This window comes from Enterobacter sp. AN-K1, from assembly GCF_020971765.1.
Lineage (GTDB): Bacteria > Pseudomonadota > Gammaproteobacteria > Enterobacterales > Enterobacteriaceae > Enterobacter > Enterobacter hormaechei_C.
This window is the reverse complement of the sequence record NZ_CP087390.1, coordinates 1,910,812-1,936,453: the sequence shown is the minus strand read 5'-3', so window position 1 is coordinate 1,936,453 and position 25,642 is coordinate 1,910,812. Positions and strand designations below refer to the sequence as shown.

Sequence of the window (25,642 nt, the reverse complement as noted above, 5' to 3'; positions counted from 1 at the left end):
CTTTACTCCTTCTCGTTGACCTCTGGCAGCTGCCAGAAATCGAAAAAATTAAACCAGTCGAGCGGCGACAAGAGCGCGTAATGCTCCAGCCGCTGCGCATAGCGGTCGACGGTCTGCTGTAGCGCCTGCTGGCGTTCGCCGCGCGGCAGCAGCAGCGGGTCGGCAAACGGCTCGCAGTGCAGGGTCAGCTTTCCCTGCTGACAGAGGGCAAAAATCAGCACCACCGGGCAGCGCAAAATGGACGCCAGGATAAATGGCCCCTGCGGGAACGGCGCGGGCTGGCCCATAAATTCGCTCCATATCACCCGCCAGCTACCGCCGCGCTGCGGGGTGACGGCGATGCGATCGCCCACGATCGCCACCCATTCGCCGCGATCCAGCTTCTCTTTAATGAGGATCGCAGTCTCCGGGCCAATGTCGGTGACCGGCATCAGGTGAATGCCCGCCTGCGGTGCCATCTCCTCCATCACCTGCTTAAAACGTCTGGCGTTGTCGCTGAAGACCAGCGCGTTGATGGTTTTCGCCCCTTCGCGCTGGGCCAGCGCCCGGCAGGCTTCCACATCGCCAAGATGCGACGCGAGCAGCAGTTTGCCCTGAGGATCGTCGAGCCCCAGCGCCTCCTGCGCGCCTGGCGCAAAGACCAGATCGCGATGGAGTTTCATTTCGCCGCGCCAGCTGGCCACTTTATTCAGCATGGCATGACCGAAGCGCAGGAAGTGGGAAAAACTGTTAAGCCGCGCGGGTTGCGGCATTTGCCGCTGTGCCATCACCGTTTTAACCCGCGCCAGCCACTGCTGCGACGCCTGACGCGCAGAGCGGGCGGTCAGCCAGTAGACGGCGGTAACCGGCCACAGCAGGGCGGTAAACGCCTTTCGCCCCAGCAGCTGCCAGACGCGCAGCATCAGGCGCATGCCCCATAATCCTTTTACCTCCTGCTGCTGCGCCCAGTGCTGTGAGCGGCGACGCATCAGCAGGGAAGGAATGCGCGGCAGCATGCCGAGAAACAGACGGGTATGCATCAACGAGATGCGCACGTTGTCTTTCAGGGCATCAAAATGGGATACCCCGTCCGGCGGATAGGTCACGCGGGTGGGCAGAAAATAGCTGGTGTTGCCCTGCCAGTAGAGGCGCACCATCACTTCGGTATCAAAATCCATTCGCCTGCCGAGCGGCGTGGTTGCTGCAAGGCGCAGAACCGGGGCTATCGGGTAAACGCGAAACCCGCACATACTGTCTTTCAGTTGCAGGGAGAGGGTTTCAATCCAGACCCAGACGTGCGTTATCCAGCGCCCGTACAGGCGCGAACGGGGGATTGAGTCATCGTAAACGGGCTGCCCGGAAATGAGCGCATCGGGATGACGCCCGGCCAGCGCCAGCAGTTTGGGAATGTCCTCGATAGCGTGCTGGCCGTCAGCGTCCACCTGAACGGCGTGGGTGAAGCCGCGATCGGCGCAGCCTTTCAGCCCCTGCATCACCGCCGCGCCTTTGCCGCTGTTTTCGGCCAGCCGCAGCAGTGTGATCTGCGGACGATCCGCCGCCAGCGCTTCAAGCGTGCGGCGCGTGGTTTCATCGCTGCCGTCGTCCACCACCAGACAGGGCAGATCGAAAGGCGCCAGGCGCGCCAGCACCGAAGCCATCATCGCCCCGTGGTTGTAGCAGGGGATCAGCACGCAGGGACGGAAGGTTACTGACATAAGCGAATCTTCCCGCTGCTGGCGGTGTGGCGCTCGTTACCCGCATGGCGCTGGTAGCTAAAGGTCAGCAACTGGCGTTCAGGCTGCCAGGCAAGGAGCAGCGTGACCGTGTTCTCCGGCAACAGCGGGGCGGCGAACTTCACGTTCTGAATACTGTGAAAACGGTAGCCCGACGCCAGCGCGGCGGCGTAATGCATCACCCAGTCGAGCTGCGCCACGCCCGGCAGCAGCGGCTGTACGGCGAAATGTCCCTTAAACCAGAGCAGGTCAGGATCAAGATAAAAGGTTATCTCCAGATGCTGTGGATCGGGCTGGAGGCGCCCGATTTCAGGGATCTTCATGAAACAACTCCTGTAGCTGCGCAGTCACGCGCTTGTTCATGCTGTTGACCGGGATTTCATCAACGATCCGCCAGTAGCGCGGTACGGCAACCGGTTCAAGCCAGGGGCGAAGGGCGCGTCGCCAGGCGAGCTCCTGCGCTGTTTTGCTCTGTTCGTGTTGCTGACGCACCGCTTCATTCAGCACCAGCAATACGCCAATGCCCTGACGCCCGCCGCGCGTCACCGTCAGCGCGGCGGCCTCGCGGATGCCGTCCAGCGCCAGCAGGCGGTGCTCAATGTCATCGAGTGAAATGCGCTTATCTTCAATTTTGACCACCCGACCACGACGCCCGACGAGGCTGAACTGCCCGTCAGCCGTGAAGTGCAGGATATCATCCAGCACGATTCCCTCCGCCTCGGGGATCAGCGGCGACGTCACGCGATCGCCGTGAAACGCCACGCCGGGAAAAGGCTGCCAGCGCGTGCTTTCCTCCTGACGGTAGCGCCAGGCCATTACGCCCGTTTCCGTGCTGCCGTATATTTCATCCGGCCAGACGTTGAGCCAGGCCTGAACCGCGGCGACCTCCTGCCAGGGCAGCGCGCCGCCGGCGGAGACGAGCAGGTTGACGGGGGGCGGCGTCAGCGACGCGTCCAGCCGCTTGAGAAACGCCGGACTGCTGATGAAAAGGTAGCGTTTATCGTCGGGAAGGGCAGAGAGCTGCTCGGCATAGTTGAGCAGGCTGGCATGCAGCGGCAGGCCGAGCGCCATGGGTAAGACAACACGAAACGTCAGGCCATACAGGTGGTGCAGCACCACGGAAGCCACGACGTGACAGCCCGCCAGACGCTCGCCAAAATGCGCCGCCAGCAGACGAGCCTCACGATCAAGGCTGACCACCGGCTTACTTACCCGCTGCGGCGTGCCGGTCGAGCCGGAGGTGTAAAGCTCGATCGTGCGCGTCTCACCGATGGCTGGCAGCGGTGAAAAGGGATGGCCTGCCCGCTGCGCGGAAGCCACCCGCAGCTGTCGCCCCTGAAAATCGAGCGTGGTGTCGCTCAGGACGCCGCTGAACAGCGCCCGCTGTTCGTTAAGCTGCGCCGCCCGGCTGTGCCCGGGGAGGACCGGCGTTTTACCCGCATGCAGCGTCGCCAGCAGCGCGACAATAAACAGATAACCGTTTTCGATGCACAACGCCCAGCGCTCGCTATCTTCACGACGCAGCGTGTCGACCAACTGAGTGACGTCGTGGCGCAGATCGCCAAGCGTCCAGAGATGGTCGTCCTGCCAGGCGACAGGGGTGTCGTCAGGGCGGGGCGCACTGAGCCACTGGCTAAGCGGAAGAGGGTTAAGCATCGTTTTTCATCACCCGTTGTCGCACCACCCACTCGCCAGCCATCAGCGTGCCCATCAGGAGATAGGCAATCATCCCATTCCACAGCGTCCACAGACGGATATCGGCGTGTAATACGGTAAACAGCGCGATCGCCCCGTTGATAATAAAAAAGCCGCACCAGACCTGGGTAACCCGGCGCGTGTAACGTACCCCGACGGGGGAGAGATCCGGTTCACGCAGGCGCGCCAGCCGTTCAACGACAGGCATTGCCGTCCACAGCGAACCGCCAAACACCACCAGCATCACCAGATTCACCACCACCGGATATAACAGCACCCACTGGTGAGCGTGCAGGACGTAGCTCGCCGCGCAAAGCGCTATGCCAGCCAGCGCCACGCTCACGAACAGATAACGCAGGGGGCCGCCCTGCCGACGGGCCTGGCAGACGCGCAACAGCAGCACCAGCGCCATCACGGGCAGTATCCCGTGCAGGCTATTATTCGCCAGCCCGAAGCCGATCAAAAACGGCCATGCCAGCAGCATCAGCCCCGTCAGGGCGGGAAGAACTGGAATCGAATGCACGTTACGCGTCGCGCTGAAGCTGTTCCACAACGTCCACGACGTCCTGCACCGTGCGCACCGCTTTGAAGGTTTCGGGCTTGATTTTATGGCCCGTTTTCTTTTGCAGGTGCACCACCATATCGACGGCATCAATGCTGTCGAGGTCCAGATCCTCGTAAAGACGTGCCTCAGGGGTAATATCCTCCGGGGCGATTTCAAACAGCGTAATAAGAAGCGCAGAGACTTCCTGATAAATCGTTTGTTGTTCTGTCATAGCGGTCATTCTCAGGCGCGTTGTTGATGGATAAAAGCCGCGAGCGTGGCAACGGAATAGAAGTGCTGACGCATCTCGTCACTTTCGGCAGAAAGCACTACGCCGTACTGATTTTTTACCGCCAGCCCCAGCTCAAGGGCGTCGATTGAGTCCAGACCGAGGCCGTCGCCAAAGAGCGCGGCGTCTGTATCAATATCCTCTGGGGTAAGTTCTTCCAGATTCAGCGTAGAGATAATGAGATTCTTAATTTCAAGATAGAGCGCTTGCATCTTTCGTTCCTGACAAAGATTGAAGACCGGTTGTTAACTGATGCTGCATATGCCGGTTTAACTGCCTTGCTGCCAGCGCGGGTTCGTGCTGACTCGCATCATAAAAATCATGAATGTTGATGCGTTCGCGAACATCCACGGTGAAAACAGGTTTGTTGGGGGGCACGTTATACCAGCTGCTCTGTTTATCAAGCATCCGTTCGCTACAGTGGATCACCACCACGCGCACGGCGCTGTTGCAGCGAACGGCGATATTTGCCGCCCCACGTTGCAGGGTCATGGCTTCCCCCACCCGGGTGCGGGTGCCTTCAGGGAAGATAAGCAGGGTGTCGCCCTGGGCCAGACGCTGCTGGCTTGCGGCAAGCAGCGTGTCGGCTTCGCTGTTAATCAGATAGTCAGCCGCGCGGATCACGCCGCTGACGAACGGGTTACGCAGCAATGCGCTTTTCACCAGACAGTCGGTTTCGTTCATCACCGACGCCAGCAGAACGTAGTCCAGCAGCGAGGGATGATTCGCAATCACCAGACAGCCCCGCTCGGCGCGCAGAACGTCCAGGTTGTTGAAACGGTAATCCAGTACCCCTGCACCGCGTACCACCGCGAGGAACAGGCGAAAACTGGCAGAAATAGTGCGGCGTGCCAGGCGGCGACGTTGAGTGCGGTCGCGCTGGAAAATCAGCAGCAGGTTAAACCACACCAGCGACAGCGTCAGCCCGCCGAGGCCGAACAGGACGAAGTACAATCCGGTCATCAGCATCCGCCATATCCGATCGAGGCGGGAACGTAACCCTCTCATTGGCGCGTCCATTGCCACAGCAGGCGCTCGCCCGGCAGGGTAAACTGGCGCTCGTCCCGCAGGTAATGGCGCAGGAACTGGAGGCTTTGCGGCAGCGCGGGCTCTTCAGGCGTGCGGTTGACGTGCGTTTCACAGCTGAGCGTATTTCCCGCCTCAATCACCAGCGCCAGCGCGTAGGGCCAGACGGGCATCTGCGGCGGCAGCCCGGCGTGATAAAAATCAGGCAGCAGACCGTCGAAATCCACCAGCAACACGCGGGAGTAGCCCGCATGCAGCAGGCTCAGCACGTCGCACAAGCTCTGCTGGAAGGTATCCATACCGGCGGAAACCGACGAAGAGACAACAGGCTGACGCGCGGCGATAGTGAGATTGCCGACCGCCGAGTTGTGTACCGACATGGCAAAATCGGTGGGGGAAACGGGCTGTTCTGCCGCCAGGGTCTGGAGAATACGGAAATTGCGCTCCAGCTCCCCATGACGGCTACTGTAGACGACGGCATCGATGCGGTGTTTGCGCAGCATCATCAGGCCAAGATCGACGGCCAGCCTGCTGCCTGAATTCAGGCGGCGGGCGGTCATCATCGGCAGATCGGTCAGTTTCGCCAGCGGTGCAGCTGGATCGATGCCGTCAGACCGGCGTGACCATGCCTGCCATTCGTCGGCATCGCTGAGTCCTGGCGCTCTTGCCTGCCAGTCGATAAGGGTAAGTGTAAATTTCATCTACGCGCGTCCGCGATAAACCTGTTTCTGTGACTTTTTCTTCGCCAGCGCGATTTGCTGCGCACATCGTACAATGTTGTCGTCGCGCTGGCGAATAAACGTCACTTTTGACCCTTTCCACCCGGTTATCCCGGCAAACGGCTTTTTGGCCGACCCGGACCCAGAAGAATGGCGAGTTTACTGCCTCCTTTCGTGGTTTCCATCCAGATTTTACAGACGCTGGTGAGCGGCACGGAGAGCAGCATGCCCACCGGACCCAGCAGCCATCCCCAGATCAGTAACGATAAAAACACCACCATCGTCGACATGCCCAGACGGTGGCCCATCATGCGCGGCTCAAGAATGTTACCCAGCACCATATGCACGACAAGGAACAGCGCCCCTACCAGCATGCACTCATAAAAACCGTTAAACAGGAACGCCTGGATCATCGGCGGAACGGCGGAAAGCACCGCGCCGATATTGGGTACGTAGTTTAGTAAAAAGGCCAGCACGCCCCACATCAGCGCGAACTGCACGTCCAGCAGTACCAGCCCCAGCCAGACGATCACGCCGGTCCACAGGCTTAACAGCGTTTTCAGCGCCAGATATTTGGATACGCCCTTCAGCGCACGGTGCAAGCCGGCAATGTGGATCTGAGGATTGTTCAGGGCAAAACGCAGTTTATACGGCACGTGGCGTACTTCGAACAGCATAAACACCACCGTCATCACCAGCAGCAGAATGCTGGCCATTGCCCCGGAAAGCCCGGTCATCAACGTGGTGGCGTAGGTCATCACCTTCTCGGAATCCATCCGACGCAGCATCCGTTCCGGTGAGATATGCAGATTCACGAACGGCAACATGCGCTGAAGATCGACCAGCTTGCGCGTCAGCTCTTTATTGTACTGCGGCAGCATGGTGGAAAATTCGCTCAGCGAGGCGGCGAGCACGCCGAACAGCGCCGTCAGGACAACCAGCATCACCATCACCACAATGGTAATCGCGACCGGGCGGCTGATGCCCCGGCGTAAAAACCATGTCACCAGCGGGTTGAGCACAATGGCGAAAAACAGCGCCAGCAGAAGCTGAACAATGATATCCGCCGCCGCGTGGATACCCGCAAGGATAACCACCAGGCAGGCAAGTTTTAATAAAATATGAAGTCCGGCTTTGTCGGGCGGGCTGGCAGTCATAAGAATTCCTTTTTCCGGGGGGCGTGTTAATTGTAGTGCGCCGGATGGGCTTCGTCTGGCGTGTTAGTCTGAAAGTCGTGGCAAAAAAATGGCCCCCGGCGCAAGCGACGGAGGCCACGGCATCCTGGTGAACGATTACTGGATCACGAGGGTGTTAATGATGTTTTCAGCGGCGGTCTGCGCTTTCTGCTGATTGTCTGCCGGCAGGGTGATCTGCATGGTCAGCAGTTTATTGTCCACCTTGCCTAGCACCACGGAGGAGTAGGCGGTCTGGCCTTTGGCAGAGATGATGCTGTCCAGCTGTTGCAGCGTGTGGCCTTTCAGTTCAACAGACTTGTTGGTGACCACCTGAAGCTGCGGGTCGCGGCTGCGCTGCTGATCTTCCAGGCGTTTAGCCAGCACGCCAAGATCTTCGCTGGTATCGTCACCGACGATCACAATCACCGCTTTTTGGCCGGTGGCATCGGAATAGACGTGCATATTGTTCGCCTGGGTGCCCAGCTTACCGCTCTGGTCGGTCATGTCCGCGGGCAGAGAGAAACTGAGTTTGCCATCCATCAGGCTCACCGGCTGACCAGTGGCGTTGCTTTCTGCTGACGCGCCCTGAGCAGGCGTTTTGGTGTCGCTGTTATCACAGGCTGCAAGGCCAACAACCAGCAGGCCAATCCCGACATATTTAACCAGATTGCGCATTGACTTCTTCCTTTCGATAAACGGCCATAACGGCTCATTCGTTCATCTTATCACAACTGATAAAGCGAACCCTTAACCTGCCTGCAATGCGGAGATTTCAGATTTATCTGCCAGCCTTTTCAGCAGCATATTCAACAGTACGCCGTACATCGGTAGGAAGAAGACCAGGCTGATAAGCACCTTAAAGGCGTAGTCCACCAGAGCGATTTCCATCCAGTGTTCTGCCATGAAGGCGTCCGGGCTGCGCCAGAAGGCGATGAAGAAGAAGGCCAGCGTATCGCTCACGTTACCGAACAGCGTGGAGGCCGTTGGTGCCATCCACCAGCGATGGTTTTGACGCAGGCGGTTAAACACGTGGACATCGAGGATCTGCCCCAGGGCATAAGCCATAAAGCTGGCGGTGGCAATACGTGCGACGAACAGGTTGAAGTGCGTCAGCGCTTCGAAGCCCTGCCAGCTGCCCATGTAAAACAGCGAGGAGATGGCGTAGGAGACAAACAGTGCCGGGATCATCACCGCAAAAATAATCCGCCGCGCCAGCGGTGCGCCAAAAATACGCACGGTTAAATCCGTCGCAAGGAAAATAAACGGGAAACTGAACGCGCCCCAGGTGGTATGGAAACCAAAAATGGAGATGGGGAGCTGTACCAGATAGTTACTGGAGATGATCACCAGCAGATGAAATAGCGAAAGCCAGAACAACGCCTTGACGCGCTGCGATTGTGTAAAGGAGTTCATATTGTACCTTTTTGATTAATATTTGGGGTGAGGGAACCCAATAAAGCCGCCGCATGATACTGCTTTGACGACACTTTGCAATGGCTAATTTTCACGCAATCGTTAACCTGGTTTGCATTGGCGATAGCGGGGCGTAAACTACAGCCGTTTTTACCTGAACGAGAAGAAAATGACCGACCTGTTTTCCAGCCCAGACCACACGCTTGATGCTCAGGGCCTCCGCTGCCCGGAGCCGGTAATGATGGTGCGTAAAACCGTCCGTAACATGCAGAGTGGCGAAACGCTGCTGATCGTCGCTGACGACCCGGCTACCACCCGTGATATCCCCGGCTTTTGTACCTTTATGGAACATGAACTGGTGGCGCAGCAAACCGAGACCTTGCCGTACCGGTATTTGATTCGTAAGGGGTAAGTGCGGCCTGACGCCCGGCGGCGCTTCGCTTGCACGGGCCTACGGGTGTAGTAGGTCGGGTAAGGCGCAGCCGCCACCCGACAAGTACTCATCACAATTTCGAACCATCGTTTCAAAATTTCGCGCTTTTGTGAGGCGCTTCACCCTCCCTTTTCCAGCCGTAGTCTAATTTTTAAGCGTCAAAAACTAAAACATCGTTTTAACGCTTATCTCACTACCCTGGAGTTGACTCAATGAAAACGACCCTCAAGCCGTTACTGGCCGCGCTGTGCCTGTCTGCTTTTGCCTGCTCCGTTTCTGCCCAGACCATCAAAGCCGCCGATGTGCATCCCGAAGGCTACCCGAACGTGGTGGCGGTTCAGCACATGGGTGAAAAACTCAAACAACAAACCGATGGCAAGCTGGAGATTAAGGTCTTCCCCGGCGGCGTGCTGGGGGATGAAAAGCAGATGATTGAGCAGGCGCAGATGGGGGCGATCGACATGATCCGCGTCTCCATGGCGCCGGTGGCTGCCATTCTGCCGGATATCGAAGTGTTTACGCTGCCCTACGTATTCCGCGATGAAGACCACATGCACAAGGTGATCGACGGGGATATCGGCAAGCAGATTGGCGACAAACTCACCGCCAACCCGAAATCGCGTCTGGTCTTCCTTGGCTGGATGGATTCCGGCACCCGTAACCTGATCACCAAAGAGCCGATCGTCAAACCGGACGATCTGAAAGGGAAGAAAATCCGTGTGCAGGGCAGCCCGGTGGCGCTGGCCACGCTGAAAGCGATGGGGGCGAACTCGGTGGCGATGGGCGTCAGCGAGGTTTACAGCGGCATGCAGACCGGGGTGATCGACGGCGCGGAGAACAACCCGCCAACCTTTATCGCCCACAACTATATGCCGGTCGCCAAAAACTACACGCTGAGCGGCCACTTTATCACCCCGGAAATGCTCCTGTACTCAAAAGTGAAATGGGACAAGCTCAGCGCCGACGAGCAGCAAAAAGTCCTGACGCTGGCCCGCGAAGCGCAGTTCGAGCAGCGCAAGCTCTGGCAGGCCTATAACGACCAGGCGCTGGCGAAAATGAAGGCCGGCGGCGTGCAGTTCCACGACATCGATAAAACGGTGTTTATCAAGGCGACAGAGCCGGTGCGCGCGCAGTATGGCGATAAGCATCAGGATCTGATGAAAGCCATCGCTGACGTCCAGTAAACCGGAGTACGTATGTCCGAACTCTACCTGAAGTGGATGGACCGTCTGTATCTGTTCGCCATGGCGGTGGCGGGTATTTCGCTGTTGGTGATGACGATTGTCATCCCCATCGGCATTTTTTCACGCTACGTGCTCAATCGCGGCGAATCCTGGCCGGAGCCGATCGCCATTATCTGCATGGTGACGTTTACCTTTATCGGCGCGGCGGTGAGCTACCGCGCCGGGTCGCATATTGCGGTCAACATGCTCACCGACCGCCTGCCCGCGTCGCTGCAAAGAGTGTGCGCGCGGATGGTGGATCTGCTGATGCTGCTGATTTCAGGCCTGATGTGCTGGTACAGCTACTGGCTGTGCGTCGAGCTGTGGGAGCAGCCGGTGGCGGAGTTTCCGCTTCTGACCTCCGGCGAAAGCTATCTGCCGCTACCTGTCGGGTCGGCCATTTTGATCCTGTTTGTGCTTGAACGCCTGCTGTTTGGCTCGCAGGAAAACCGTCCGGTCGTGCTGATCGGCAATCACAGTTAAGGGGTGAACAATGGATGCGTTTGTTTTGTTATTCACCCTCGCCATTTTGCTGGCGCTGGGGATGCCGGTGGCTTTCGCCGTCGGGTTAAGCGCCGTGGCGGGGGCGTTGTGGATCGATCTGCCGCTGGAGGCGTTGATGATCCAGATCACCAGCGGGGTGAATAAATTTACCCTGCTGGCGATCCCGTTCTTCATTCTTGCCGGGGCGATCATGGCGGAAGGGGGCATTGCCCGACGGCTGGTCAACTTCGCGTACGTTTTTGTCGGCTTTATTCGCGGCGGGCTGTCGCTGGTGAACATCGTGGCATCAACGTTCTTCGGCGCGATTTCCGGCTCGTCGGTGGCGGATACGGCGTCTATCGGCAGCGTGATGATCCCGGAGATGGAGAAGAAGGGCTATCCGCGCGAATACGCGGCGGCGGTGACGGCCAGCGGGTCGGTGCAGGCGATCCTGATCCCGCCCAGCCACAACTCGGTGATTTACTCCCTGGCGGCAGGGGGAACGGTCTCCATCGCCACGCTGTTTATCGCGGGCGTGCTGCCGGGCCTGCTGCTGGGCGTGAGCCTGATGGTGCTCTGCCTGTGCTTCGCCCGCAAGCGCGGCTATCCGAAGGGGGACAAAATCCCGTTCAGGCAGGCGCTGAAAATCATGCTCGATGCCCTGTGGGGGCTGATGACGGTGGTGATTATCCTCGGCGGGATCTTGTCCGGGATATTCACGGCGACCGAATCTGCCGCTGTGGCCTGCCTGTGGGCGTTCTTCGTCACCATGTTCATCTACCGCGATTACAAGTGGAATGAACTGCCGAAGCTGATGTGCCGCACGGTGAAAACCGTCACCATCGTGATGATTTTGATTGGCTTTGCCGCGGCGTTTGGCGCGGTAATGACCTACATGCAGCTGCCGATGCGCATCACCGAATTCTTCACGTCGCTGTCCGATAACAAATACGTGATCCTCATGTACCTCAACATCATGCTGCTGCTGATTGGCACGCTAATGGACATGGCGCCGATCATCCTGATCCTGACCCCGGTGCTGCTGCCGGTGACCAACTCGCTGGGGATCGACCCGGTACATTTCGGGATGATCATGATGGTGAACCTGGGGATTGGGCTGATCACGCCGCCGGTCGGGTCGGTGCTGTTCGTGGCGAGCGCGGTGAGTAAGCAGAAGATCGAGCACGTGGTGCGGGCGATGCTGCCGTTTTACGGTATGTTGCTGGTGGTGCTGGGGATGGTGACGTACATCCCGGCGATATCATTGTGGTTGCCGGGGGTGCTAGGGATGCAGTGACGCCGTTTTATGCCGGGTGGCGGCTACGCCTTACCCGGCCTACGGTTACGGTTCGGAGATGTTGTAGGCCCGGTAAGGCGTAGCCGCCACCGGGCATTTTTACCGACGGCGCAACAGCCGCAACGCGTTCGCCGTCACCAGCACCGTCGCCCCCGTATCCGCCAGTACCGCCAGCCACAGTCCGGTCATGCCGAGCAGCGTGGTGACCAGGAAAATCCCCTTCAGACCCAGCGCAATGCCGATGTTCTGCCGAATATTGGCCCGCGTCGCCCGCGCAAGATCTATCATCTGCGCCAGCCCGGTCAGGCGGTTGTGGGTCAGCGCCGCATCCGCCGTCTCCAGCGCCACATCGGTGCCGCTGCCCATCGCAATGCCGATGGTGGAAGCCTTCATTGCCGGGGCATCGTTTATCCCGTCCCCGACCATCGCCAGCGGGGCATGACCGTTCAGCTCGGTTACCGCGCTGACTTTATCCGCAGGCAACAATCCGGCCTTAAACTCCAGCCCCAGCTCGCCGGCAATCGCCGCCGCCGCACGCGGGTTATCACCGGTCAGGATCACGCCCTGTACCCCCAGCCTGTGCAGCGCGTCGACGGCGTCTTTCGCATCGTCACGCAGGGTGTCGCGCAGCGCCAGCATGCCCATCGGTACACCGTCCTGCATCACGGCAACGACCGTCTGCCCGGCCTGCTCTAATGTCTCAACCTGTGGATTCGGGAACGCGCCTGCCGCGGCGATCAGCACTTTTTTGCCTTCGACCACAGCCTCAATCCCTGACCCGACCAGCGCTCGCTGGGCGGTTGCCGGAGGGATGGTCAGCCCGCGCCCCTTCGCTTCACGCACAATCGCCTGCGCCAGAGGGTGGGTGGAGCCCTGCTCCACGGCAGCGGCCAGCGTCAGCAGGGCGTCTTCACTGATGTCCTGCGGATACACGCCGGTCACCTGCGGCTTGCCGACGGTCAGCGTGCCGGTTTTATCGAAGGCGATGTGCTGAACCTGGCTCAGCTGTTCCAGCGCCGCGCCGCCCTTAATCAGCGCCCCGCGACGTGCCGCCGCCGCCAGCCCTGAGGTAATCGCCGCCGGGGTGGAGATCACCAGCGCACACGGACAGCCGATCAGCAGCAGCGTCAGCCCTTTGTAAATCCAGCCCTCCCACGGCGCGCCGAAGAACAGCGGCGGGACGACGGTGACCAGCAGCGCCACCAGCATGATGGCGGGGGTGTAAATCCGGCTGAAGCGATCGATAAAGCGTTCTACCGGCGCGCGGCGCTCCTCGGCTTCTTCTATCAGCCTGAGGATGCGGTCGATGGCGCTGTCGCCCGGTTCGGAAAGGACCGTCAGCAGCACCAGTCGGTCGACGCTGGTGGCGCCCGCAGGCACCTTTTCACCTGCCGCGCGCGCTACCGGGATGGATTCCCCGGTCAGGGCGCTTTCGTCAAAGCTCGCGGTGGCGGTAATGAGGGCCCCATCGGCTGGCAGACGTCCGCCTGCGGGCACTTCAATCACGTCGCCCGGGCGCAGGGTATTGATGGCGACCGTTTCACGCTGACCATGAATAACCCGCGTGGCGGTTTCCGGCTTCAGTGCCATCAGCGCGCTCACCCCTTTACGCGCCCGACTCGCCGCCCAGCCCTCAAGGCGTTCGCCAATTAAGAACAGCAGCAGCACCATCGCCGCTTCCGCCGTCGCGCCAATAAACAGCGCCCCGATAGCCGCCACGCTCATCAGCGTTTCGATGGCAAACCAGCTGCCGCTTCTCATCAGACGCAGCGCCTGACGCGCAATCGGGAACAGGCCAACCAGCGTGGTGGCGATAAACGCCAGGCTGCCGAGCGGGTGGTTGATTTGCTCCAGCCCCCAGCTCAGGGCCATCATGATGATGAGGGTCATAAGGGGCAGATTTTCTTTTAGCGGGGACGTTTTTTCTGCGGGCGCCGTTTCGCTGCACAGGGTATAACCCGCTTTGCTGACGGCGGCTTCAACCTGTCTGCTGACGTCGTTTTCGGCGCTGACCAGCAGCTTTTCGGTAGCGAACAGCACCTGAACGTGGTTCACACCCGGCACCTGCTTCACTGCATTTTCCACTTTGCGGGCGCAGGCCGCGCAGTCCATGCCGTTGACCACCCAGCTGTAGTGATTGCCGTTTTCAGGCAGCGCTTCGGTCCGGGTTTCGCACGCGCCCTCGCAGCAGCAGTCCTCTTTTGGCGGAACCGGGCTGAGCTTAAGTGCCGAGAATTGGGGAACTTTTTTAGGTGTTTCTGGAGTCGACATGGCAGTCTCCGGTAATGATAATTTTCTCATTAACCGCAGCATACACTCTGGAGTCGACTCCAGAGTCAAGCGTTATTTAGATATACAGCGAACGCACAATCAGGAAGTGCCCGGCAAAGTAACAGGCGGCGGAAATCGCATTATCCGCACGGAAGCGGCGGCGATAGTGGCTGCCCAGCCAGACGATATTACCCAACAGCAACAGTGCGGCACCGAAGAACGCAGACATCGCAGGCGCCGTCGGACGGAAGAACCACAGCTCGCCCGCCAGCCACACCATCACCAGCGTCATGGCGATAAACGTACAGACCGGCAGACGCATCTCTTCCAGACGCGACCAGATTACCGCGATCATCAGGGCGCCAATCACCAGCAGCACCAGCGGCAGCGGCCAGAAGAAGGAGAGCGTCATCTGGCTGGCAAAGTAGATGGTATAGAGCAGATGCGACAGGAAGAACGCCCCCACGGCGTACAGCAGGCGCTGACGCGGCAGCAGGGTTAAGGCATCGCCAATCAGGGAAGCACACAGCCCCGCGAGGACAAGATAGCTAACGGCGTTAAACATCGGGGCCTGCCAGGCAAGCAACAGCAGGAGTAATAGCGTGACGGGTTTAAACAACCAGCGCTGCCAGGCTGGGCCACGGTAGGACGCATCGACGTAAAGCCATGCGGAAAAACAGACAGCGATAAATGACCAAAGCATATTAACTCCCTGTAACTGTTGAGGCTGAATGATCAGTTCCTGATCCAGTGTAGTGACGCGAGCGGGCGTTTGGCAATGCCGGGGCAGGCGAGGTATCCTGAATTCCGCATAATCTGATGGGATTTTTCAATGAGCAAGATGCCGCTGTTTTTCATTATCGTGGTGGCGATTATCGTCATTGCCGCCTCGTTTCGCTTCGTGCAGCAGCGCCGTGAGAAGGCCGACAATGACGCCGCGCCACTGATGCAAAAGCGCGTGGTGGTGACGAACAAGCGTGAGAAGCCGCTTAACGACCGCCGCTCCCGCCAGCAGCAGGTGACGCCAGCGGGCACAACGATGCGCTATGAAGCGAGCTTTAAGCCGGAAACCGGCGGGCTGGAGATGACCTTCCGCCTGGAGGCGCAGCAGTACCACCAGCTGACGGTGGGGGAGAAAGGCACGCTGAGTTACAAAGGGTCGCGGTTTGAAGGGTTCATGGCGGAGCAGTAATCTGTTGATCGGCGCTGAGTCTTCTTACCAGTGCCGATCGTAAATTCAATAGATATATATAGCGTGGAGTAAATATAATTGTGGTTTATGTTTTATAAAAAATATTCTGTTTTATATTCCCATTAGTGACTTAAAATATCGTTTGCATCACTATCTTACCCAGCATTTCTTAATATGATCTTATCATTGTTATTGTATGAATATATAAATTTATAATTCAAATGGATAAGGTATTTAGATGGCGAATACAATGTGGTTGACGTTGAAGGGACAATCGCAGGGAATGATTTCTGCTGGATGTGCTTCGATAGATTCAATAGGGAATAAATCACAGCCTGCCCATCGAGATCAGATTATGGTCATGGCAATTAATCATGGAATGAGTCGGGCGCAAAATGTAAATCATCAGTGTTTGACGTTTATTAAACCTGTGGATAAATCCTCGCCGTTGTTGGGGAAAGCCATTACTGACAATGAAACGCTAAGCTGTGAATTTAGCTTTTATCGCACCAGTCAGACTGGTTTAAACGAATGCTATTACTCACTAAAACTGATTAATGCCAGAATATCCAGCTTCCATCTACAGGTGCCGCATACCATTGATGACAGTGCGGGTCAGCCAGAAGAAATGATCGAATTGTCATACGAATCTATTGCCTGGGAGCATCGTATTGCTGGAACCAGCGCCTACAGTATCTGGGATGAGCGAATTTTTTAAGGACCCATGATGGAAGGTTATAATGACTGGATAGGGGATCATCGTGAAGATATTCTCAGAGGAAATAACTGGCAGCGTAATTTGCGTTTCGAAAATGAAATCAAGCAGCTGAAAAATAGCCTGGGCAACAATGCCAACCACATTATGCTGCTCACGCCTGACGAGGCGCAGGGTGTGATTGACGATTTGTTAGGTAGTCAGCCTGTTGGCTTTTCTACTACCTATGCCGGTAACATCAAAGAGACGGTTTCTGCGACTAAGAATCTGTCGAAGCTATTTTCTTATCAGCAGGCCGGAAAGATTGTTTTCACTTTAAAAGGTCTTGGGATCAAAGCAACGCAGTATGCTTATCAGGGAAAAATGTATGTGAAGATTACGGGCTACCCTTCTCTGCGACGCATTCTTAACGGAACCCGTTACCGGATTAATCATCCCAAAGTGCTTGAGGTTGGCATTGGTAGCGTCGGGTTTCAAAACGGCATTATGTCAGGAGCCCGATTCTGCATCTGGTTTTCCGCATGCTGGCGGTTGGTTGAGTTGATCTTCAAATCTGACCATGACGTCGCCGCATTCCTGGGGAATGTGACGATGGATGTGGCGAAAGTTATTGTGGGGGTTTTTGTTTCGAGATTGGTTGGGGAAGGGATCTCGTTGGCTATATCACCATTTATAGCGAGTGTAGCTGTTCCGGTTTGGGGGCAAATAGTCTGTGTGGTTGTAATAGGTATAGCTATTGCCAATGCGCTCAATGGGCTGGACAAACAGTATGATTTATCAAACAAACTTATAGATTGTATAAAAAAGGGTATGAAAGAGCAGCAAAAAATCGCAGAGTGGAACGCTCGAAACTCAGTAAATGGTAGTTCATTTTACTGGGAGAATTACTGATATGAGCGTTAACATTAATCTTAATAAAATTAAAAGAAGGTGCTTTTTATTTTTCTGTATCTTCTTTTTTGGTATTTTTGCTTGGGGTTTTTATTGGGCTAGCGTACCAGATATAACCGATATCATTGAATCCAGAAGCATTATTTATTTTTTTTGGGGTTCTTTTATTATGTTGTTTGTTTTCCCGGTTGCTTGTTGTTTCGTTTTGGTTATTGTCTATATGACTTTTACGAAAAACATGGAGCCACCCAGCTTCTTCGCCAAAGGCATTATCGTCGGTTTTCACGTTATCGGTGCAGGATTTGTTATTGGCAACATTCTCTCGTTTATCGTCATATTTTATCCCCTGGGAACCAACTATGTCTTATGTGAACGTCCTGGGCCCTTTTCGGGAACGTATTACACCAGAACGGAAGAGATTTGCACGCAGGTAAAATACTTGCTTAAAACAAGAGCCAGAGATATCAAAAAACTGAATGACCAGCTGGACGGCGTATCGTCACAGTGATGGTGTTTCGTAGGCCCGGATCGCTGCGCGCCACCGGGCAATAGCGCACCTTACTTCTTCACCTGCGCCTTAAACTTCTTCATCCACACCAGCAGCTCAAACACGCCGAAAATAAACACCCGCAGCTGCTGCCAGCCGGTCATCGGTGGGCCATCTTTCGGCAGACCGTTTTTCAGCATCACCATCTGCAAGGCATGCATGAACGCGGTAAAAATCAGCGCCACGTTAATAAAGATATTCAGCGGACGCGGGAACGGGTGCACCAGATTCAAAATCAAAAATGCCCAGACGCACAGCATCAGCACGCGCCCTACGTTAATCAGTACTGGCATCGGATCCTCCTTGTGCCTGACGGTGATACAGACGATAAGCCACCTGGCCGGCGACCTTCTCGCGGTGTAGATCCCAGTGAACGGGAACGGGCGGCAGGCCATTTTCCACTTCGCTTTCAACGTAAATCAGCGCGTCGTCTGCCAGCCAGCCATTTTTTTCCAGCAACGATAATGTCTCTTCCAGCAGCCCTTTACGGAACGGCGGGTCAACAAACACCACGTTGAAGGGTGTCCCCTGTTGGGCGAGGAAGCTCAGCGTGTTGGTATTCACCACTTTCGCGTTGGTTGCCTTCAGCGTAGCCAGATTTTGCTGCAACGTCTGCGCGACGCCGCGCTCCATCTCCAGCAGCGTGGCGCTGGCGGCATAACGCGACAGCGCTTCCAGCCCTAATGCACCGCTTCCGGCGAAGCAGTCCAGGCAGTTGGCGTCTACCATAGACGGGGCGAGCCAGTTAAACAGCGTCTCGCGAACGCGGTCCGTGGTGGGGCGTAAACCGGGGCTGTCCGGCACCGGTAATTTCCGGCCTCGCCACTGACCGCCGATAATGCGAATTTGACCGGCCGGGGCGCGGGTGGGTTTCTTCATCTCAGGAAAGCTCTGTTAACCATTGCCCTGCGATTGCGGGCGGTGATGTCAATTAAGTAAAGTGTTAGACTATTTCATCATTTTTTTAGCTTCCCTGTATATAGCGCCGCGAGGAGTGTAGTCGCAGATGGCAAAACAAAAAAAACGTGGCTTCTTTTCCTGGTTGGGTTTCGGTGAAAAAGAGCAAGAAACAGAACAGAAAACCGAAGAACAGCAGGTTGTAGAAGAGCCGTCACAGCCTGAAACGCCTGTCGAAACCGCTGCGGTTGTCGAAGCGGAAGAGCCAGCCCACAGCAAAGAAGAGATTGAATCCTTTGCCGAAGAGGTGGTTGAGGTTACTGAACAGGTTCAGGAGAGCGAAAAACCAGAGCCGGTTATCGTTGAAACCCTTAACGAAGCGCCGCAGGCCACTATCGAACACGAAGAGCTGCCGCTGCCGGAAGAGGTGAAAGCTGAAGAGGTTTCTGCCGAAGAGTGGCAGGCCGAAGCGGAAACCGTTGAAATTGTTGAGGCGGTGGAAGAAGAAGCGGCCCTTGAGCCAGAGCTGACCGACGAAGAGCTGGAAGCCCAGGCGCTGGCGGCGGAAGCGGCTGAAGAAGCGGTCATCGTCGTGCCGGTGGAAGCGCAGGCCGAAGAAGAGATCGTTCAGGAGCAGGAAAAACCGACCAAAGAAGGTTTCTTCGCGCGCCTGAAGCGCAGCCTGCTCAAAACCAAAGAAAACTTAGGTTCCGGATTTATCAGTCTGTTCCGCGGCAAAAAGATCGACGACGATCTGTTTGAGGAGCTGGAAGAGCAACTGCTGATTGCGGACGTGGGCGTGGAAACCACCCGGAAGATCATCGCCAACCTGACCGAAGGGGCGAGCCGCAAACAGCTGCGTGACGCCGAGGCGCTGTACGGCCTGCTGAAAGACGAGATGGGTGAAATTCTCGCAAAAGTTGACGAACCGCTTAATATTGAAGGCAAAATGCCGTTTGTTATCCTGATGGTTGGCGTCAACGGCGTGGGCAAAACCACCACCATCGGCAAGCTGGCGCGCCAGTTTGAGCAGCAGGGCAAATCGGTGATGCTGGCGGCGGGCGATACCTTCCGTGCGGCAGCGGTGGAACAGCTTCAGGTGTGGGGCCAGCGCAACAATATTCCGGTTATTGCTCAGCACACCGGCGCGGATTCCGCGTCCGTGATTTTCGATGCCATCCAGGCGGCGAAGTCGCGTAACGTGGACGTGCTGATTGCGGATACCGCAGGGCGTTTGCAGAACAAATCGCACCTGATGGAAGAGCTGAAGAAAATCGTTCGCGTCATGAAGAAGCTGGACGAAGATGCACCGCATGAAATTATGCTGACTATCGATGCCAGCACCGGACAGAACGCCATCAGCCAGGCGAAACTGTTCCATGAAGCGGTAGGACTGACCGGGATCGCGCTGACCAAGCTGGACGGGACCGCGAAAGGCGGGGTGATCTTCTCCGTGGCCGACCAGTTCGGCATTCCTATCCGTTACATCGGTGTGGGCGAGCGTATTGAGGATTTACGTCCGTTTAAAGCGGACGACTTTATTGAGGCACTATTTGCCCGAGAGGACTAACAATGATTCGCTTTGAACACGTCAGCAAGGCCTATCTCGGCGGGAGACAAGCGCTACAGGGGGTGACATTCCACCTCCAGCCAGGCGAGATGGCATTCCTGACCGGCCATTCCGGCGCGGGGAAAAGTACCCTGCTCAAGCTGATCTGTGGGATCGAGCGGCCAAGCGCCGGGAAAATCTGGTTCAGCGGCCATGAAATTAGCCGTCTTAAGAACCGTGAAGTGCCGTTCCTGCGTCGTCAGATTGGCATGATTTTCCAGGATCACCACCTGCTGATGGATCGCACGGTTTTCGATAACGTCGCGATCCCGCTGATTATTGCTGGCGCCAGTTACGATGATATCCGCCGTCGCGTTTCGGCGGCGCTGGATAAGGTCGGGCTGCTGGACAAAGCGAAGAACTTCCCGATCCAGCTCTCCGGCGGTGAGCAGCAGCGCGTGGGTATCGCCCGCGCGGTAGTGAACAAGCCTGCCGTTTTGCTGGCGGATGAACCGACCGGTAACCTGGACGATGCTCTCTCTGAAGGGATCCTGCGTCTGTTTGAGGAATTTAACCGCGTGGGGGTCACGGTACTGATGGCGACGCACGACATGGGGCTGATCTCCCGCCGTTCGTACCGCATGCTGACCCTGAGCGACGGGCATTTGCACGGAGGCCACGGTGAATAAGCGTGATGCAATGAACCAGATTCGGCAGTTCAGCAACCGGTTTGACCGTTTCCGCAAGCCTCAGGGCGGCGGGGACGGCAATCGCAATGCGCCTAAGCGTGCCAAAGCGGCACCGAAACCGAACTCCCGCAAAACCAACGTCTTTAACGAGCAGGTGCGGTACGCCTTCCAGGGCGCGTTGCAGGATCTGAAAAGCAAACCGCTGGCGACGTTCCTGACGGTGATGGTGATTGCCATCTCCCTGACGCTGCCCAGCGTCTGCTACATGGTTTACAAAAACGTAAACCAGGCGGCGTCCCAGTACTATCCGTCGCCGCAGATCACCGTTTATCTGGATAAAGCCCTCGACGATAACGCGGCGGCTCAGGTGGTGGGGCAGATTCAGGCCGAGCAGGGCGTGGAGAAGGTGAACTATCTTTCCCGCGATGAAGCGCTGGGTGAGTTCCGCAACTGGTCCGGATTCGGCGGCGCGCTGGATATGCTTGAAGAGAACCCGCTGCCCGCCGTGGCGGTGGTGATCCCGAAACTCGATTTCCAGGGCACGGATTCGCTCAACACCCTGCGCGACCGCATTACCCGCATCAACGGGATTGATGAAGTGCGCATGGACGACAGCTGGTTTGCCCGTCTTGCCGCCCTGACCGGGCTGGTAGGACGCGTGTCGGCGATGATCGGCGTGCTGATGGTGGCGGCGGTGTTCCTCGTCATTGGTAACAGCGTGCGCCTGAGCATCTTCGCTCGTCGCGATACCATCAACGTGCAGAAACTGATTGGCGCAACGGATGGTTTCATCCTCCGCCCGTTCCTTTACGGCGGCGCGTTATTAGGTTTTTCTGGTGCATTTCTTTCATTGATATTGTCAGAAATTTTGGTGATGCGGCTGTCGTCTGCCGTGACTGAAGTGGCGCAGGTTTTCGGAACTAAGTTTGATATCAGTGGCTTAGGGTTCGATGAGTGCCTGCTGTTGCTGCTGGTGTGCTCCATGATCGGCTGGGTGGCGGCATGGCTGGCAACGGTTCAACATTTACGCCACTTTACTCCCGACTAATAAAAGCGTGATATAATCTTTCCCTGCACCGAGATGTTCGCTTGCAGGGAAAGCGTCCCTGTTGTCTCTTCCCCTGTAATCATCTTCATGTCACATTTTGTGCGTAATTTATTCACTGTTGCACCTGGAACTTGTGGATAAAATCACTGTCTGATAAAAGAGTGAATGCTAATCTCGTTGCTCAAACGCTTTGGCATGGTTGTTGCCTGACGGGGACAACCTGGACCAGAAGAAACATTGAGAGGAATGAATGACCAAAGAAATGCAAACTTTAGCTTTAGCCCCTGTTGGTAACCTGGAATCTTACATCCGGGCTGCGAACACCTGGCCGATGTTAACGGCTGAGGAAGAAAAGGAGCTTGCTGAAAAGCTGCATTACCAGGGCGATCTGGAAGCAGCTAAAACGCTGATCCTGTCTCACCTGCGCTTTGTTGTTCACGTTGCTCGTAATTATGCGGGCTACGGCCTGCCGCAGGCGGACCTGATTCAGGAAGGTAACATTGGCCTGATGAAGGCGGTACGTCGCTTTAACCCGGAAGTGGGTGTGCGACTCGTCTCCTTCGCCGTGCACTGGATCAAAGCGGAAATTCACGAATACGTCCTGCGTAACTGGCGTATTGTGAAAGTCGCCACGACGAAAGCGCAGCGCAAACTGTTCTTCAACCTGCGTAAAACCAAGCAGCGTCTGGGCTGGTTCAATCAGGATGAAGTGGAAATGGTGGCGCGCGAGCTGGGCGTTTCCAGCAAAGACGTCCGCGAGATGGAATCCCGTATGGCCGCCCAGGACATGACGTTTGATATGTCTGCCGACGATGACGCGTCCGACAGCCAGCCGATGGCCCCGGTTCTGTATCTACAGGATAAAACCTCTAACTTTGCTGACGGCATTGAAGAGGATAACTGGGAAGACCAGGCGGCGAACAAGCTGACCTTCGCGATGGAAGGCCTCGACGAGCGTAGCCAGGATATTATTCGTGCCCGCTGGCTGGACGAAGATAACAAGTCCACGTTGCAGGAACTGGCCGACCGCTACGGCGTCTCCGCTGAACGTGTGCGTCAGCTTGAGAAAAACGCCATGAAAAAACTTCGCGCCGCTATCGAAGCGTAATTTCCGCGAAGTACACCGAGAACCCTCGAATGCAAATTCGAGGGTTTTGTTTTTTTAGCGCCCGCTCTGGCGAATTTCTTCCCCCTGGCAAACACTTACTGATGCGCTAAGCAGGCGACTTTCAGAGGGTGACAGGGTGAAAAATAACGAACTGAACGACCGGCGTTTACAGGCGACGCCGCGCGGTATCGGCGTCATGTGTAACTTCTATGCCGATAAAGCCGAAAACGCCACGGTGTGGGACGTGGAAGGTAACGAGTATATTGATTTTGCCGCCGGGATCGCCGTGCTGAATACCGGGCATCGTCATCCTAAAGTTATCGCCGCCATCGAAAAACAGCTTCACGCCTTTACCCATACCGCTTATCAAATCGTCCCCTATGAAGGTTATGTGGCGCTTGCCGAGCGCATCAACCAGCGCGTACCCATAGAGGGGCCAGCCAAAACCGCCTTCTTCTCAACGGGGGCGGAAGCGGTCGAAAACGCGGTGAAAATCGCCCGCGCGTACACCAGACGTCCCGGCCTTATCACCTTCGGCGGCGCGTTCCACGGCCGTACCTTTATGACCATGGCGATGACCGGCAAAGTGGCGCCCTATAAGCTCGGCTTCGGCCCGTTCCCCGGCTCGGTGTACCACGCGCAATTCCCCAACAGCCTGCACGGGGTTAGTACCGCCGAAGCGCTAAAAAGCCTGGAGCGCATCTTCAAAGCCGATATCGCGCCCGATCAGGTGGCGGCAATCATTATTGAACCGGTTCAGGGCGAGGGCGGGTTCAACGTCGCGCCCGCTGATTTTATGCAGGCGCTGCGTGCCCTGTGCGATACCCACGGGATTTTACTGATTGCCGACGAAGTGCAAACCGGCTTCGCTCGTACCGGCAAGCTGTTCTCCATGGAAAACCACTGCGTGAAGCCCGATCTGATCACCATGGCGAAAAGCCTGGCGGGCGGGATGCCGCTCTCTGCCGTCTCTGGCCGGGCGGAGGTGATGGATGCGCCCGCCCCGGGCGGGCTGGGCGGAACCTACGCGGGTAACCCGCTGGCGATTGCGGCGGCCCATGCGGTGCTGGATGTGATTGACGAGGACGATCTCTGCACCCGCGCGGCGCATCTCGGGCATCATCTGGTCGAGGTGCTGAATAAAGCGAAGGATGGCTGTCCGTATATCGCCGATATCCGTGGGCAGGGCTCGATGGTGGCGGTGGAATTTACCGATCCGCAAACCGGACAGCCGTCACCGGAGTTCACCCGTGAAGTACAAGCGCGTGCATTGCAGGAAGGGCTGTTGCTGCTGAGCTGCGGCGTCTATGGCAACGTCATCCGCTTCCTGTATCCGCTCACCATCCCTGAGGTTCAGTTCCGCAAGGCACTGGACATTATCTCTGCGGCGCTGACTCGTTAAAGCCAGAAGCCCGACGGAAATCTCTGTCGGGCTTAGCATATATACATTTCAAATTAGCTATTCCAAAATCATAAAAATGGGGTATGTTTTAGCAGAGTATGCTGAAAAAGCGCGAACAGCACGCCTATAACTGAAATAAAGCGCTACACAACAACATCACAACAATCGTTATAACCATAATAATGGGGAATCTCAGGATGAACATGAAGGGTAAAGCGTTACTGGCAGGATGTATCGCGTTGGCATTCAGCACTATGGCCCAGGCCGATATTAAAGTGGCCGTGGTGGGCGCGATGTCCGGTCCGGTAGCACAGTACGGCGACCAGGAATTTACCGGCGCGGAACAGGCGGTTGCAGACATTAATGCTAAGGGCGGCATCAAGGGCGAAAAGCTGCAAATCGTAAAATATGACGATGCCTGTGACCCGAAACAGGCGGTCGCGGTGGCGAACAAAGTGGTAAACGACGGGATCAAATACGTTATCGGTCACCTGTGCTCCTCTTCCACCCAGCCCGCGTCTGACATCTACGAAGACGAAGGCATTCTGATGATCACGCCGGCCGCGACGGCGCCAGAGCTGACCGCGCGCGGCTATAAGCTGATCCTGCGTACCACCGGTCTGGACTCCGATCAGGGGCCAACCGCCGCGAAATACATCGTGGAAAAAGTGAAGCCGCAGCGCATCGCGATTGTTCATGACAAACAGCAGTACGGCGAAGGCCTGGCCCGTGCGGTGCAGGATAACCTGAAAAAAGCGAACGCCAACGTGGTGTTCTTTGACGGTATCACCGCCGGTGAGAAAGACTTCTCGACCCTGGTCGCGCGTCTGAAGAAAGAAAATATCGATTTCGTTTACTACGGCGGCTACCACCCGGAAATGGGGCAGATCCTGCGCCAGGCGCGTGCGGCGGGTCTGAAGACGCAGTTCATGGGGCCAGAAGGTGTCGCGAACGTTTCCCTGTCTAATATCGCGGGTGAATCCGCTGAAGGGCTGCTGGTGACCAAACCGAAGAACTACGACCAGGTGCCTGCGAACAAACCTGTTGTCGATGCCATCAAGGCGAAGAAACAGGATCCAAGTGGTGCGTTCGTCTGGACCACCTACGCAGCGTTGCAGTCTCTGCAAGCGGGCCTGAACCAGTCAGCCGATCCGGCGGAGATTGCCACCTGGCTGAAAGCGAACTCGGTGGAAACCGTGATGGGGCCGCTGTCCTGGGATGAGAAGGGCGATTTGAAGGGCTTCGAGTTCGGCGTGTTTGACTGGCATGCCAACGGCACGGCGACTGACGCAAAATAAACGCAAAAAGGCAACGCAAGTTGCCT

29 protein-coding genes are annotated in these 25,642 nt (G+C 56.8%); 14 read left to right on the top strand and 15 right to left on the bottom strand.

Annotated elements, in window-relative coordinates; all coding sequences use genetic code 11:
- Nucleotides 1–2: 2 nt before the first annotated feature.
- From LOC22_RS09385 to LOC22_RS09335, 11 genes are all read right to left on the bottom strand, one after another.
- On the bottom strand, nucleotides 3–1,694 hold the full coding sequence (locus tag LOC22_RS09385; protein ID WP_047736879.1) for a glycosyltransferase family 2 protein: 1,692 nt from the start codon (nucleotides 1,692–1,694) through the stop codon (nucleotides 3–5).
- Nucleotides 1,685–2,035 carry a hydroxymyristoyl-ACP dehydratase gene (locus tag LOC22_RS09380; protein WP_017693835.1) on the bottom strand — a complete coding sequence of 117 codons (351 nt, stop codon included), beginning with the start codon at nucleotides 2,033–2,035 and terminating at the stop codon, nucleotides 1,685–1,687. Before LOC22_RS09380 ends, LOC22_RS09385 begins: the two co-directional genes overlap by 10 nt.
- Nucleotides 2,022–3,368, bottom strand: coding sequence for an AMP-dependent synthetase (locus LOC22_RS09375; RefSeq protein WP_230239503.1), 1,347 nt, complete (start codon nucleotides 3,366–3,368; stop codon nucleotides 2,022–2,024). Before LOC22_RS09375 ends, LOC22_RS09380 begins: the two co-directional genes overlap by 14 nt.
- Complete coding sequence (locus LOC22_RS09370) at nucleotides 3,361–3,960, bottom strand: hypothetical protein (protein WP_230239502.1); 600 nt, start codon at nucleotides 3,958–3,960, stop codon at nucleotides 3,361–3,363. The genes LOC22_RS09375 and LOC22_RS09370 overlap by 8 nt, the downstream gene beginning before the upstream one ends.
- Complete coding sequence (locus LOC22_RS09365) at nucleotides 3,932–4,183, bottom strand: acyl carrier protein (RefSeq protein WP_003861262.1); 252 nt, start codon at nucleotides 4,181–4,183, stop codon at nucleotides 3,932–3,934. Before LOC22_RS09365 ends, LOC22_RS09370 begins: the two co-directional genes overlap by 29 nt.
- Before the next feature lie 11 nt (nucleotides 4,184–4,194).
- Complete coding sequence (locus LOC22_RS09360) at nucleotides 4,195–4,452, bottom strand: phosphopantetheine-binding protein (RefSeq protein WP_003861263.1); 258 nt, start codon at nucleotides 4,450–4,452, stop codon at nucleotides 4,195–4,197.
- Nucleotides 4,433–5,248, bottom strand: coding sequence for a lysophospholipid acyltransferase family protein (locus LOC22_RS09355; protein ID WP_230239501.1), 816 nt, complete (start codon nucleotides 5,246–5,248; stop codon nucleotides 4,433–4,435). The genes LOC22_RS09360 and LOC22_RS09355 overlap by 20 nt, the downstream gene beginning before the upstream one ends.
- Nucleotides 5,245–5,967, bottom strand: coding sequence for a beta-ketoacyl synthase chain length factor (locus LOC22_RS09350; protein ID WP_039269576.1), 723 nt, complete (start codon nucleotides 5,965–5,967; stop codon nucleotides 5,245–5,247). The genes LOC22_RS09355 and LOC22_RS09350 overlap by 4 nt, the downstream gene beginning before the upstream one ends.
- A 125-nt stretch (nucleotides 5,968–6,092) precedes the next feature.
- Nucleotides 6,093–7,142 (bottom strand): AI-2E family transporter, encoded by a 1,050-nt coding sequence (locus tag LOC22_RS09345; RefSeq protein WP_003861270.1) that lies wholly within the window; start codon nucleotides 7,140–7,142, stop codon nucleotides 6,093–6,095.
- A 135-nt stretch (nucleotides 7,143–7,277) separates the two neighbouring features.
- The gene (locus LOC22_RS09340) at nucleotides 7,278–7,835 is read right to left on the bottom strand and encodes a DcrB family lipoprotein (protein WP_003861272.1); all 558 of its coding nucleotides are present in this window, start codon (nucleotides 7,833–7,835) and stop codon (nucleotides 7,278–7,280) included.
- Between the two features lie 72 nt (nucleotides 7,836–7,907).
- Nucleotides 7,908–8,573 (bottom strand): 7-cyano-7-deazaguanine/7-aminomethyl-7-deazaguanine transporter, encoded by a 666-nt coding sequence (locus LOC22_RS09335; RefSeq protein WP_003861274.1) that lies wholly within the window; start codon nucleotides 8,571–8,573, stop codon nucleotides 7,908–7,910.
- Between the two features lie 169 nt (nucleotides 8,574–8,742).
- Between LOC22_RS09335 and tusA the strand changes: the two genes are divergently transcribed.
- The 4 genes from tusA to LOC22_RS09315 all read left to right on the top strand — a co-directional run bounded on the left by tusA (nucleotide 8,743) and on the right by LOC22_RS09315 (nucleotide 12,009).
- Complete coding sequence (gene tusA / locus LOC22_RS09330; RefSeq protein ID WP_000130627.1) at nucleotides 8,743–8,985, top strand: sulfurtransferase TusA; 243 nt, start codon at nucleotides 8,743–8,745, stop codon at nucleotides 8,983–8,985.
- Between the two features lie 233 nt (nucleotides 8,986–9,218).
- Nucleotides 9,219–10,190 (top strand): TRAP transporter substrate-binding protein, encoded by a 972-nt coding sequence (locus LOC22_RS09325; RefSeq protein WP_045333892.1) that lies wholly within the window; start codon nucleotides 9,219–9,221, stop codon nucleotides 10,188–10,190.
- A 12-nt stretch (nucleotides 10,191–10,202) separates the two neighbouring features.
- Complete coding sequence (locus LOC22_RS09320; RefSeq protein ID WP_015571482.1) at nucleotides 10,203–10,712, top strand: TRAP transporter small permease; 510 nt, start codon at nucleotides 10,203–10,205, stop codon at nucleotides 10,710–10,712.
- Between the two features lie 10 nt (nucleotides 10,713–10,722).
- Nucleotides 10,723–12,009 (top strand): TRAP transporter large permease, encoded by a 1,287-nt coding sequence (locus LOC22_RS09315; protein WP_015571481.1) that lies wholly within the window; start codon nucleotides 10,723–10,725, stop codon nucleotides 12,007–12,009.
- 99 nt (nucleotides 12,010–12,108) lie between these two features.
- Here LOC22_RS09315 and zntA read toward each other — a convergent pair whose 3' ends face one another.
- Together zntA and LOC22_RS09305 are read right to left on the bottom strand one after the other, a co-directional pair.
- Nucleotides 12,109–14,280, bottom strand: coding sequence for a Zn(II)/Cd(II)/Pb(II) translocating P-type ATPase ZntA (zntA, locus tag LOC22_RS09310; protein ID WP_230239500.1), 2,172 nt, complete (start codon nucleotides 14,278–14,280; stop codon nucleotides 12,109–12,111).
- 76 nt (nucleotides 14,281–14,356) lie between these two features.
- On the bottom strand, nucleotides 14,357–14,983 hold the full coding sequence (locus LOC22_RS09305) for a lysoplasmalogenase (RefSeq protein ID WP_032669031.1): 627 nt from the start codon (nucleotides 14,981–14,983) through the stop codon (nucleotides 14,357–14,359).
- 129 nt (nucleotides 14,984–15,112) lie between these two features.
- On the opposite strand from LOC22_RS09305, the gene LOC22_RS09300 reads away from it, so the two are divergent.
- The 4 genes from LOC22_RS09300 (at nucleotide 15,113) to LOC22_RS09285 (ending at nucleotide 17,586) form a co-directional block, all read left to right on the top strand.
- A complete protein-coding gene (locus LOC22_RS09300; RefSeq protein WP_045142179.1) occupies nucleotides 15,113–15,472 on the top strand; it encodes a DUF2500 domain-containing protein in 360 nt (119 codons plus the stop codon).
- Between the two features lie 238 nt (nucleotides 15,473–15,710).
- Nucleotides 15,711–16,190 carry an Hcp family type VI secretion system effector gene (locus tag LOC22_RS09295; protein ID WP_045341613.1) on the top strand — a complete coding sequence of 160 codons (480 nt, stop codon included), beginning with the start codon at nucleotides 15,711–15,713 and terminating at the stop codon, nucleotides 16,188–16,190.
- A 6-nt stretch (nucleotides 16,191–16,196) separates the two neighbouring features.
- Nucleotides 16,197–17,078: a hypothetical protein gene (locus LOC22_RS09290; protein WP_227789233.1), complete on the top strand. Its 882-nt coding sequence runs from the start codon at nucleotides 16,197–16,199 to the stop codon at nucleotides 17,076–17,078.
- Nucleotide 17,079: 1 nt separating this feature from the next.
- Nucleotides 17,080–17,586, top strand: a complete 507-nt coding sequence (locus LOC22_RS09285) for a DUF1240 domain-containing protein (RefSeq protein ID WP_230239499.1) — start codon at nucleotides 17,080–17,082, stop codon at nucleotides 17,584–17,586.
- A gap of 50 nt (nucleotides 17,587–17,636) precedes the next feature.
- Here the strand turns inward: LOC22_RS09285 and LOC22_RS09280 are convergent, their stop codons facing one another.
- Together LOC22_RS09280 and rsmD are read right to left on the bottom strand one after the other, a co-directional pair.
- Nucleotides 17,637–17,918 carry a DUF1145 family protein gene (locus LOC22_RS09280; RefSeq protein WP_017384124.1) on the bottom strand — a complete coding sequence of 94 codons (282 nt, stop codon included), beginning with the start codon at nucleotides 17,916–17,918 and terminating at the stop codon, nucleotides 17,637–17,639.
- Complete coding sequence (gene rsmD / locus LOC22_RS09275; protein ID WP_015571477.1) at nucleotides 17,902–18,504, bottom strand: 16S rRNA (guanine(966)-N(2))-methyltransferase; 603 nt, start codon at nucleotides 18,502–18,504, stop codon at nucleotides 17,902–17,904. Before rsmD ends, LOC22_RS09280 begins: the two co-directional genes overlap by 17 nt.
- Nucleotides 18,505–18,631: 127 nt before the next feature.
- On the opposite strand from rsmD, the gene ftsY reads away from it, so the two are divergent.
- The 6 genes from ftsY to livJ all read left to right on the top strand — a co-directional run bounded on the left by ftsY (nucleotide 18,632) and on the right by livJ (nucleotide 25,616).
- Nucleotides 18,632–20,092 (top strand): signal recognition particle-docking protein FtsY, encoded by a 1,461-nt coding sequence (ftsY, locus tag LOC22_RS09270; RefSeq protein ID WP_015571476.1) that lies wholly within the window; start codon nucleotides 18,632–18,634, stop codon nucleotides 20,090–20,092.
- 2 nt (nucleotides 20,093–20,094) lie between these two features.
- Nucleotides 20,095–20,760, top strand: a complete 666-nt coding sequence (gene ftsE, locus LOC22_RS09265) for a cell division ATP-binding protein FtsE (RefSeq protein WP_006812284.1) — start codon at nucleotides 20,095–20,097, stop codon at nucleotides 20,758–20,760.
- The gene (gene ftsX / locus LOC22_RS09260) at nucleotides 20,753–21,808 is read left to right on the top strand and encodes a permease-like cell division protein FtsX (RefSeq protein WP_017384126.1); all 1,056 of its coding nucleotides are present in this window, start codon (nucleotides 20,753–20,755) and stop codon (nucleotides 21,806–21,808) included. Before ftsE ends, ftsX begins: the two co-directional genes overlap by 8 nt.
- Before the next feature lie 250 nt (nucleotides 21,809–22,058).
- On the top strand, nucleotides 22,059–22,916 hold the full coding sequence (gene rpoH, locus LOC22_RS09255; protein WP_000159624.1) for an RNA polymerase sigma factor RpoH: 858 nt from the start codon (nucleotides 22,059–22,061) through the stop codon (nucleotides 22,914–22,916).
- A gap of 136 nt (nucleotides 22,917–23,052) precedes the next feature.
- Entirely contained in the window at nucleotides 23,053–24,318 is a 1,266-nt protein-coding gene (locus LOC22_RS09250; protein ID WP_230239498.1) for a 4-aminobutyrate--2-oxoglutarate transaminase, read from the top strand.
- A gap of 197 nt (nucleotides 24,319–24,515) precedes the next feature.
- Nucleotides 24,516–25,616: a branched chain amino acid ABC transporter substrate-binding protein LivJ gene (gene livJ / locus LOC22_RS09245; protein WP_015571474.1), complete on the top strand. Its 1,101-nt coding sequence runs from the start codon at nucleotides 24,516–24,518 to the stop codon at nucleotides 25,614–25,616.
- The last annotated feature ends 26 nt before the right edge of the window (nucleotides 25,617–25,642 follow it).

What these genes read in the sequence shown, in the direction of transcription:
- LOC22_RS09325 (WP_045333892.1), top strand. Translation starts at nt 9,219, where the DNA reads ATGAAAACGACCCTCAAGCCGTTACTGGCCGCGCTGTGCCTGTCTGCT.
- LOC22_RS09375 (WP_230239503.1), bottom strand. Translation starts at nt 3,368, where the DNA reads ATGCTTAACCCTCTTCCGCTTAGCCAGTGGCTCAGTGCGCCCCGCCCT.
- livJ (WP_015571474.1), top strand. Translation starts at nt 24,516, where the DNA reads ATGAACATGAAGGGTAAAGCGTTACTGGCAGGATGTATCGCGTTGGCA.
- rsmD (WP_015571477.1), bottom strand. Translation starts at nt 18,504, where the DNA reads ATGAAGAAACCCACCCGCGCCCCGGCCGGTCAAATTCGCATTATCGGC.
- LOC22_RS09300 (WP_045142179.1), top strand. Translation starts at nt 15,113, where the DNA reads ATGAGCAAGATGCCGCTGTTTTTCATTATCGTGGTGGCGATTATCGTC.
- LOC22_RS09385 (WP_047736879.1), bottom strand. Translation starts at nt 1,694, where the DNA reads ATGTCAGTAACCTTCCGTCCCTGCGTGCTGATCCCCTGCTACAACCAC.
- zntA (WP_230239500.1), bottom strand. Translation starts at nt 14,280, where the DNA reads ATGTCGACTCCAGAAACACCTAAAAAAGTTCCCCAATTCTCGGCACTT.
- LOC22_RS09295 (WP_045341613.1), top strand. Translation starts at nt 15,711, where the DNA reads ATGGCGAATACAATGTGGTTGACGTTGAAGGGACAATCGCAGGGAATG.
- LOC22_RS09350 (WP_039269576.1), bottom strand. Translation starts at nt 5,967, where the DNA reads ATGAAATTTACACTTACCCTTATCGACTGGCAGGCAAGAGCGCCAGGA.
- LOC22_RS09360 (WP_003861263.1), bottom strand. Translation starts at nt 4,452, where the DNA reads ATGCAAGCGCTCTATCTTGAAATTAAGAATCTCATTATCTCTACGCTG.
- LOC22_RS09285 (WP_230239499.1), top strand. Translation starts at nt 17,080, where the DNA reads ATGAGCGTTAACATTAATCTTAATAAAATTAAAAGAAGGTGCTTTTTA.
- ftsY (WP_015571476.1), top strand. Translation starts at nt 18,632, where the DNA reads ATGGCAAAACAAAAAAAACGTGGCTTCTTTTCCTGGTTGGGTTTCGGT.
- rpoH (WP_000159624.1), top strand. Translation starts at nt 22,059, where the DNA reads ATGACCAAAGAAATGCAAACTTTAGCTTTAGCCCCTGTTGGTAACCTG.
- LOC22_RS09315 (WP_015571481.1), top strand. Translation starts at nt 10,723, where the DNA reads ATGGATGCGTTTGTTTTGTTATTCACCCTCGCCATTTTGCTGGCGCTG.
- LOC22_RS09355 (WP_230239501.1), bottom strand. Translation starts at nt 5,248, where the DNA reads ATGAGAGGGTTACGTTCCCGCCTCGATCGGATATGGCGGATGCTGATG.
- LOC22_RS09290 (WP_227789233.1), top strand. Translation starts at nt 16,197, where the DNA reads ATGATGGAAGGTTATAATGACTGGATAGGGGATCATCGTGAAGATATT.
- LOC22_RS09320 (WP_015571482.1), top strand. Translation starts at nt 10,203, where the DNA reads ATGTCCGAACTCTACCTGAAGTGGATGGACCGTCTGTATCTGTTCGCC.
- LOC22_RS09345 (WP_003861270.1), bottom strand. Translation starts at nt 7,142, where the DNA reads ATGACTGCCAGCCCGCCCGACAAAGCCGGACTTCATATTTTATTAAAA.
- LOC22_RS09380 (WP_017693835.1), bottom strand. Translation starts at nt 2,035, where the DNA reads ATGAAGATCCCTGAAATCGGGCGCCTCCAGCCCGATCCACAGCATCTG.
- tusA (WP_000130627.1), top strand. Translation starts at nt 8,743, where the DNA reads ATGACCGACCTGTTTTCCAGCCCAGACCACACGCTTGATGCTCAGGGC.
- LOC22_RS09280 (WP_017384124.1), bottom strand. Translation starts at nt 17,918, where the DNA reads ATGCCAGTACTGATTAACGTAGGGCGCGTGCTGATGCTGTGCGTCTGG.
- LOC22_RS09340 (WP_003861272.1), bottom strand. Translation starts at nt 7,835, where the DNA reads ATGCGCAATCTGGTTAAATATGTCGGGATTGGCCTGCTGGTTGTTGGC.
- ftsE (WP_006812284.1), top strand. Translation starts at nt 20,095, where the DNA reads ATGATTCGCTTTGAACACGTCAGCAAGGCCTATCTCGGCGGGAGACAA.
- LOC22_RS09365 (WP_003861262.1), bottom strand. Translation starts at nt 4,183, where the DNA reads ATGACAGAACAACAAACGATTTATCAGGAAGTCTCTGCGCTTCTTATT.
- LOC22_RS09305 (WP_032669031.1), bottom strand. Translation starts at nt 14,983, where the DNA reads ATGCTTTGGTCATTTATCGCTGTCTGTTTTTCCGCATGGCTTTACGTC.
- LOC22_RS09335 (WP_003861274.1), bottom strand. Translation starts at nt 8,573, where the DNA reads ATGAACTCCTTTACACAATCGCAGCGCGTCAAGGCGTTGTTCTGGCTT.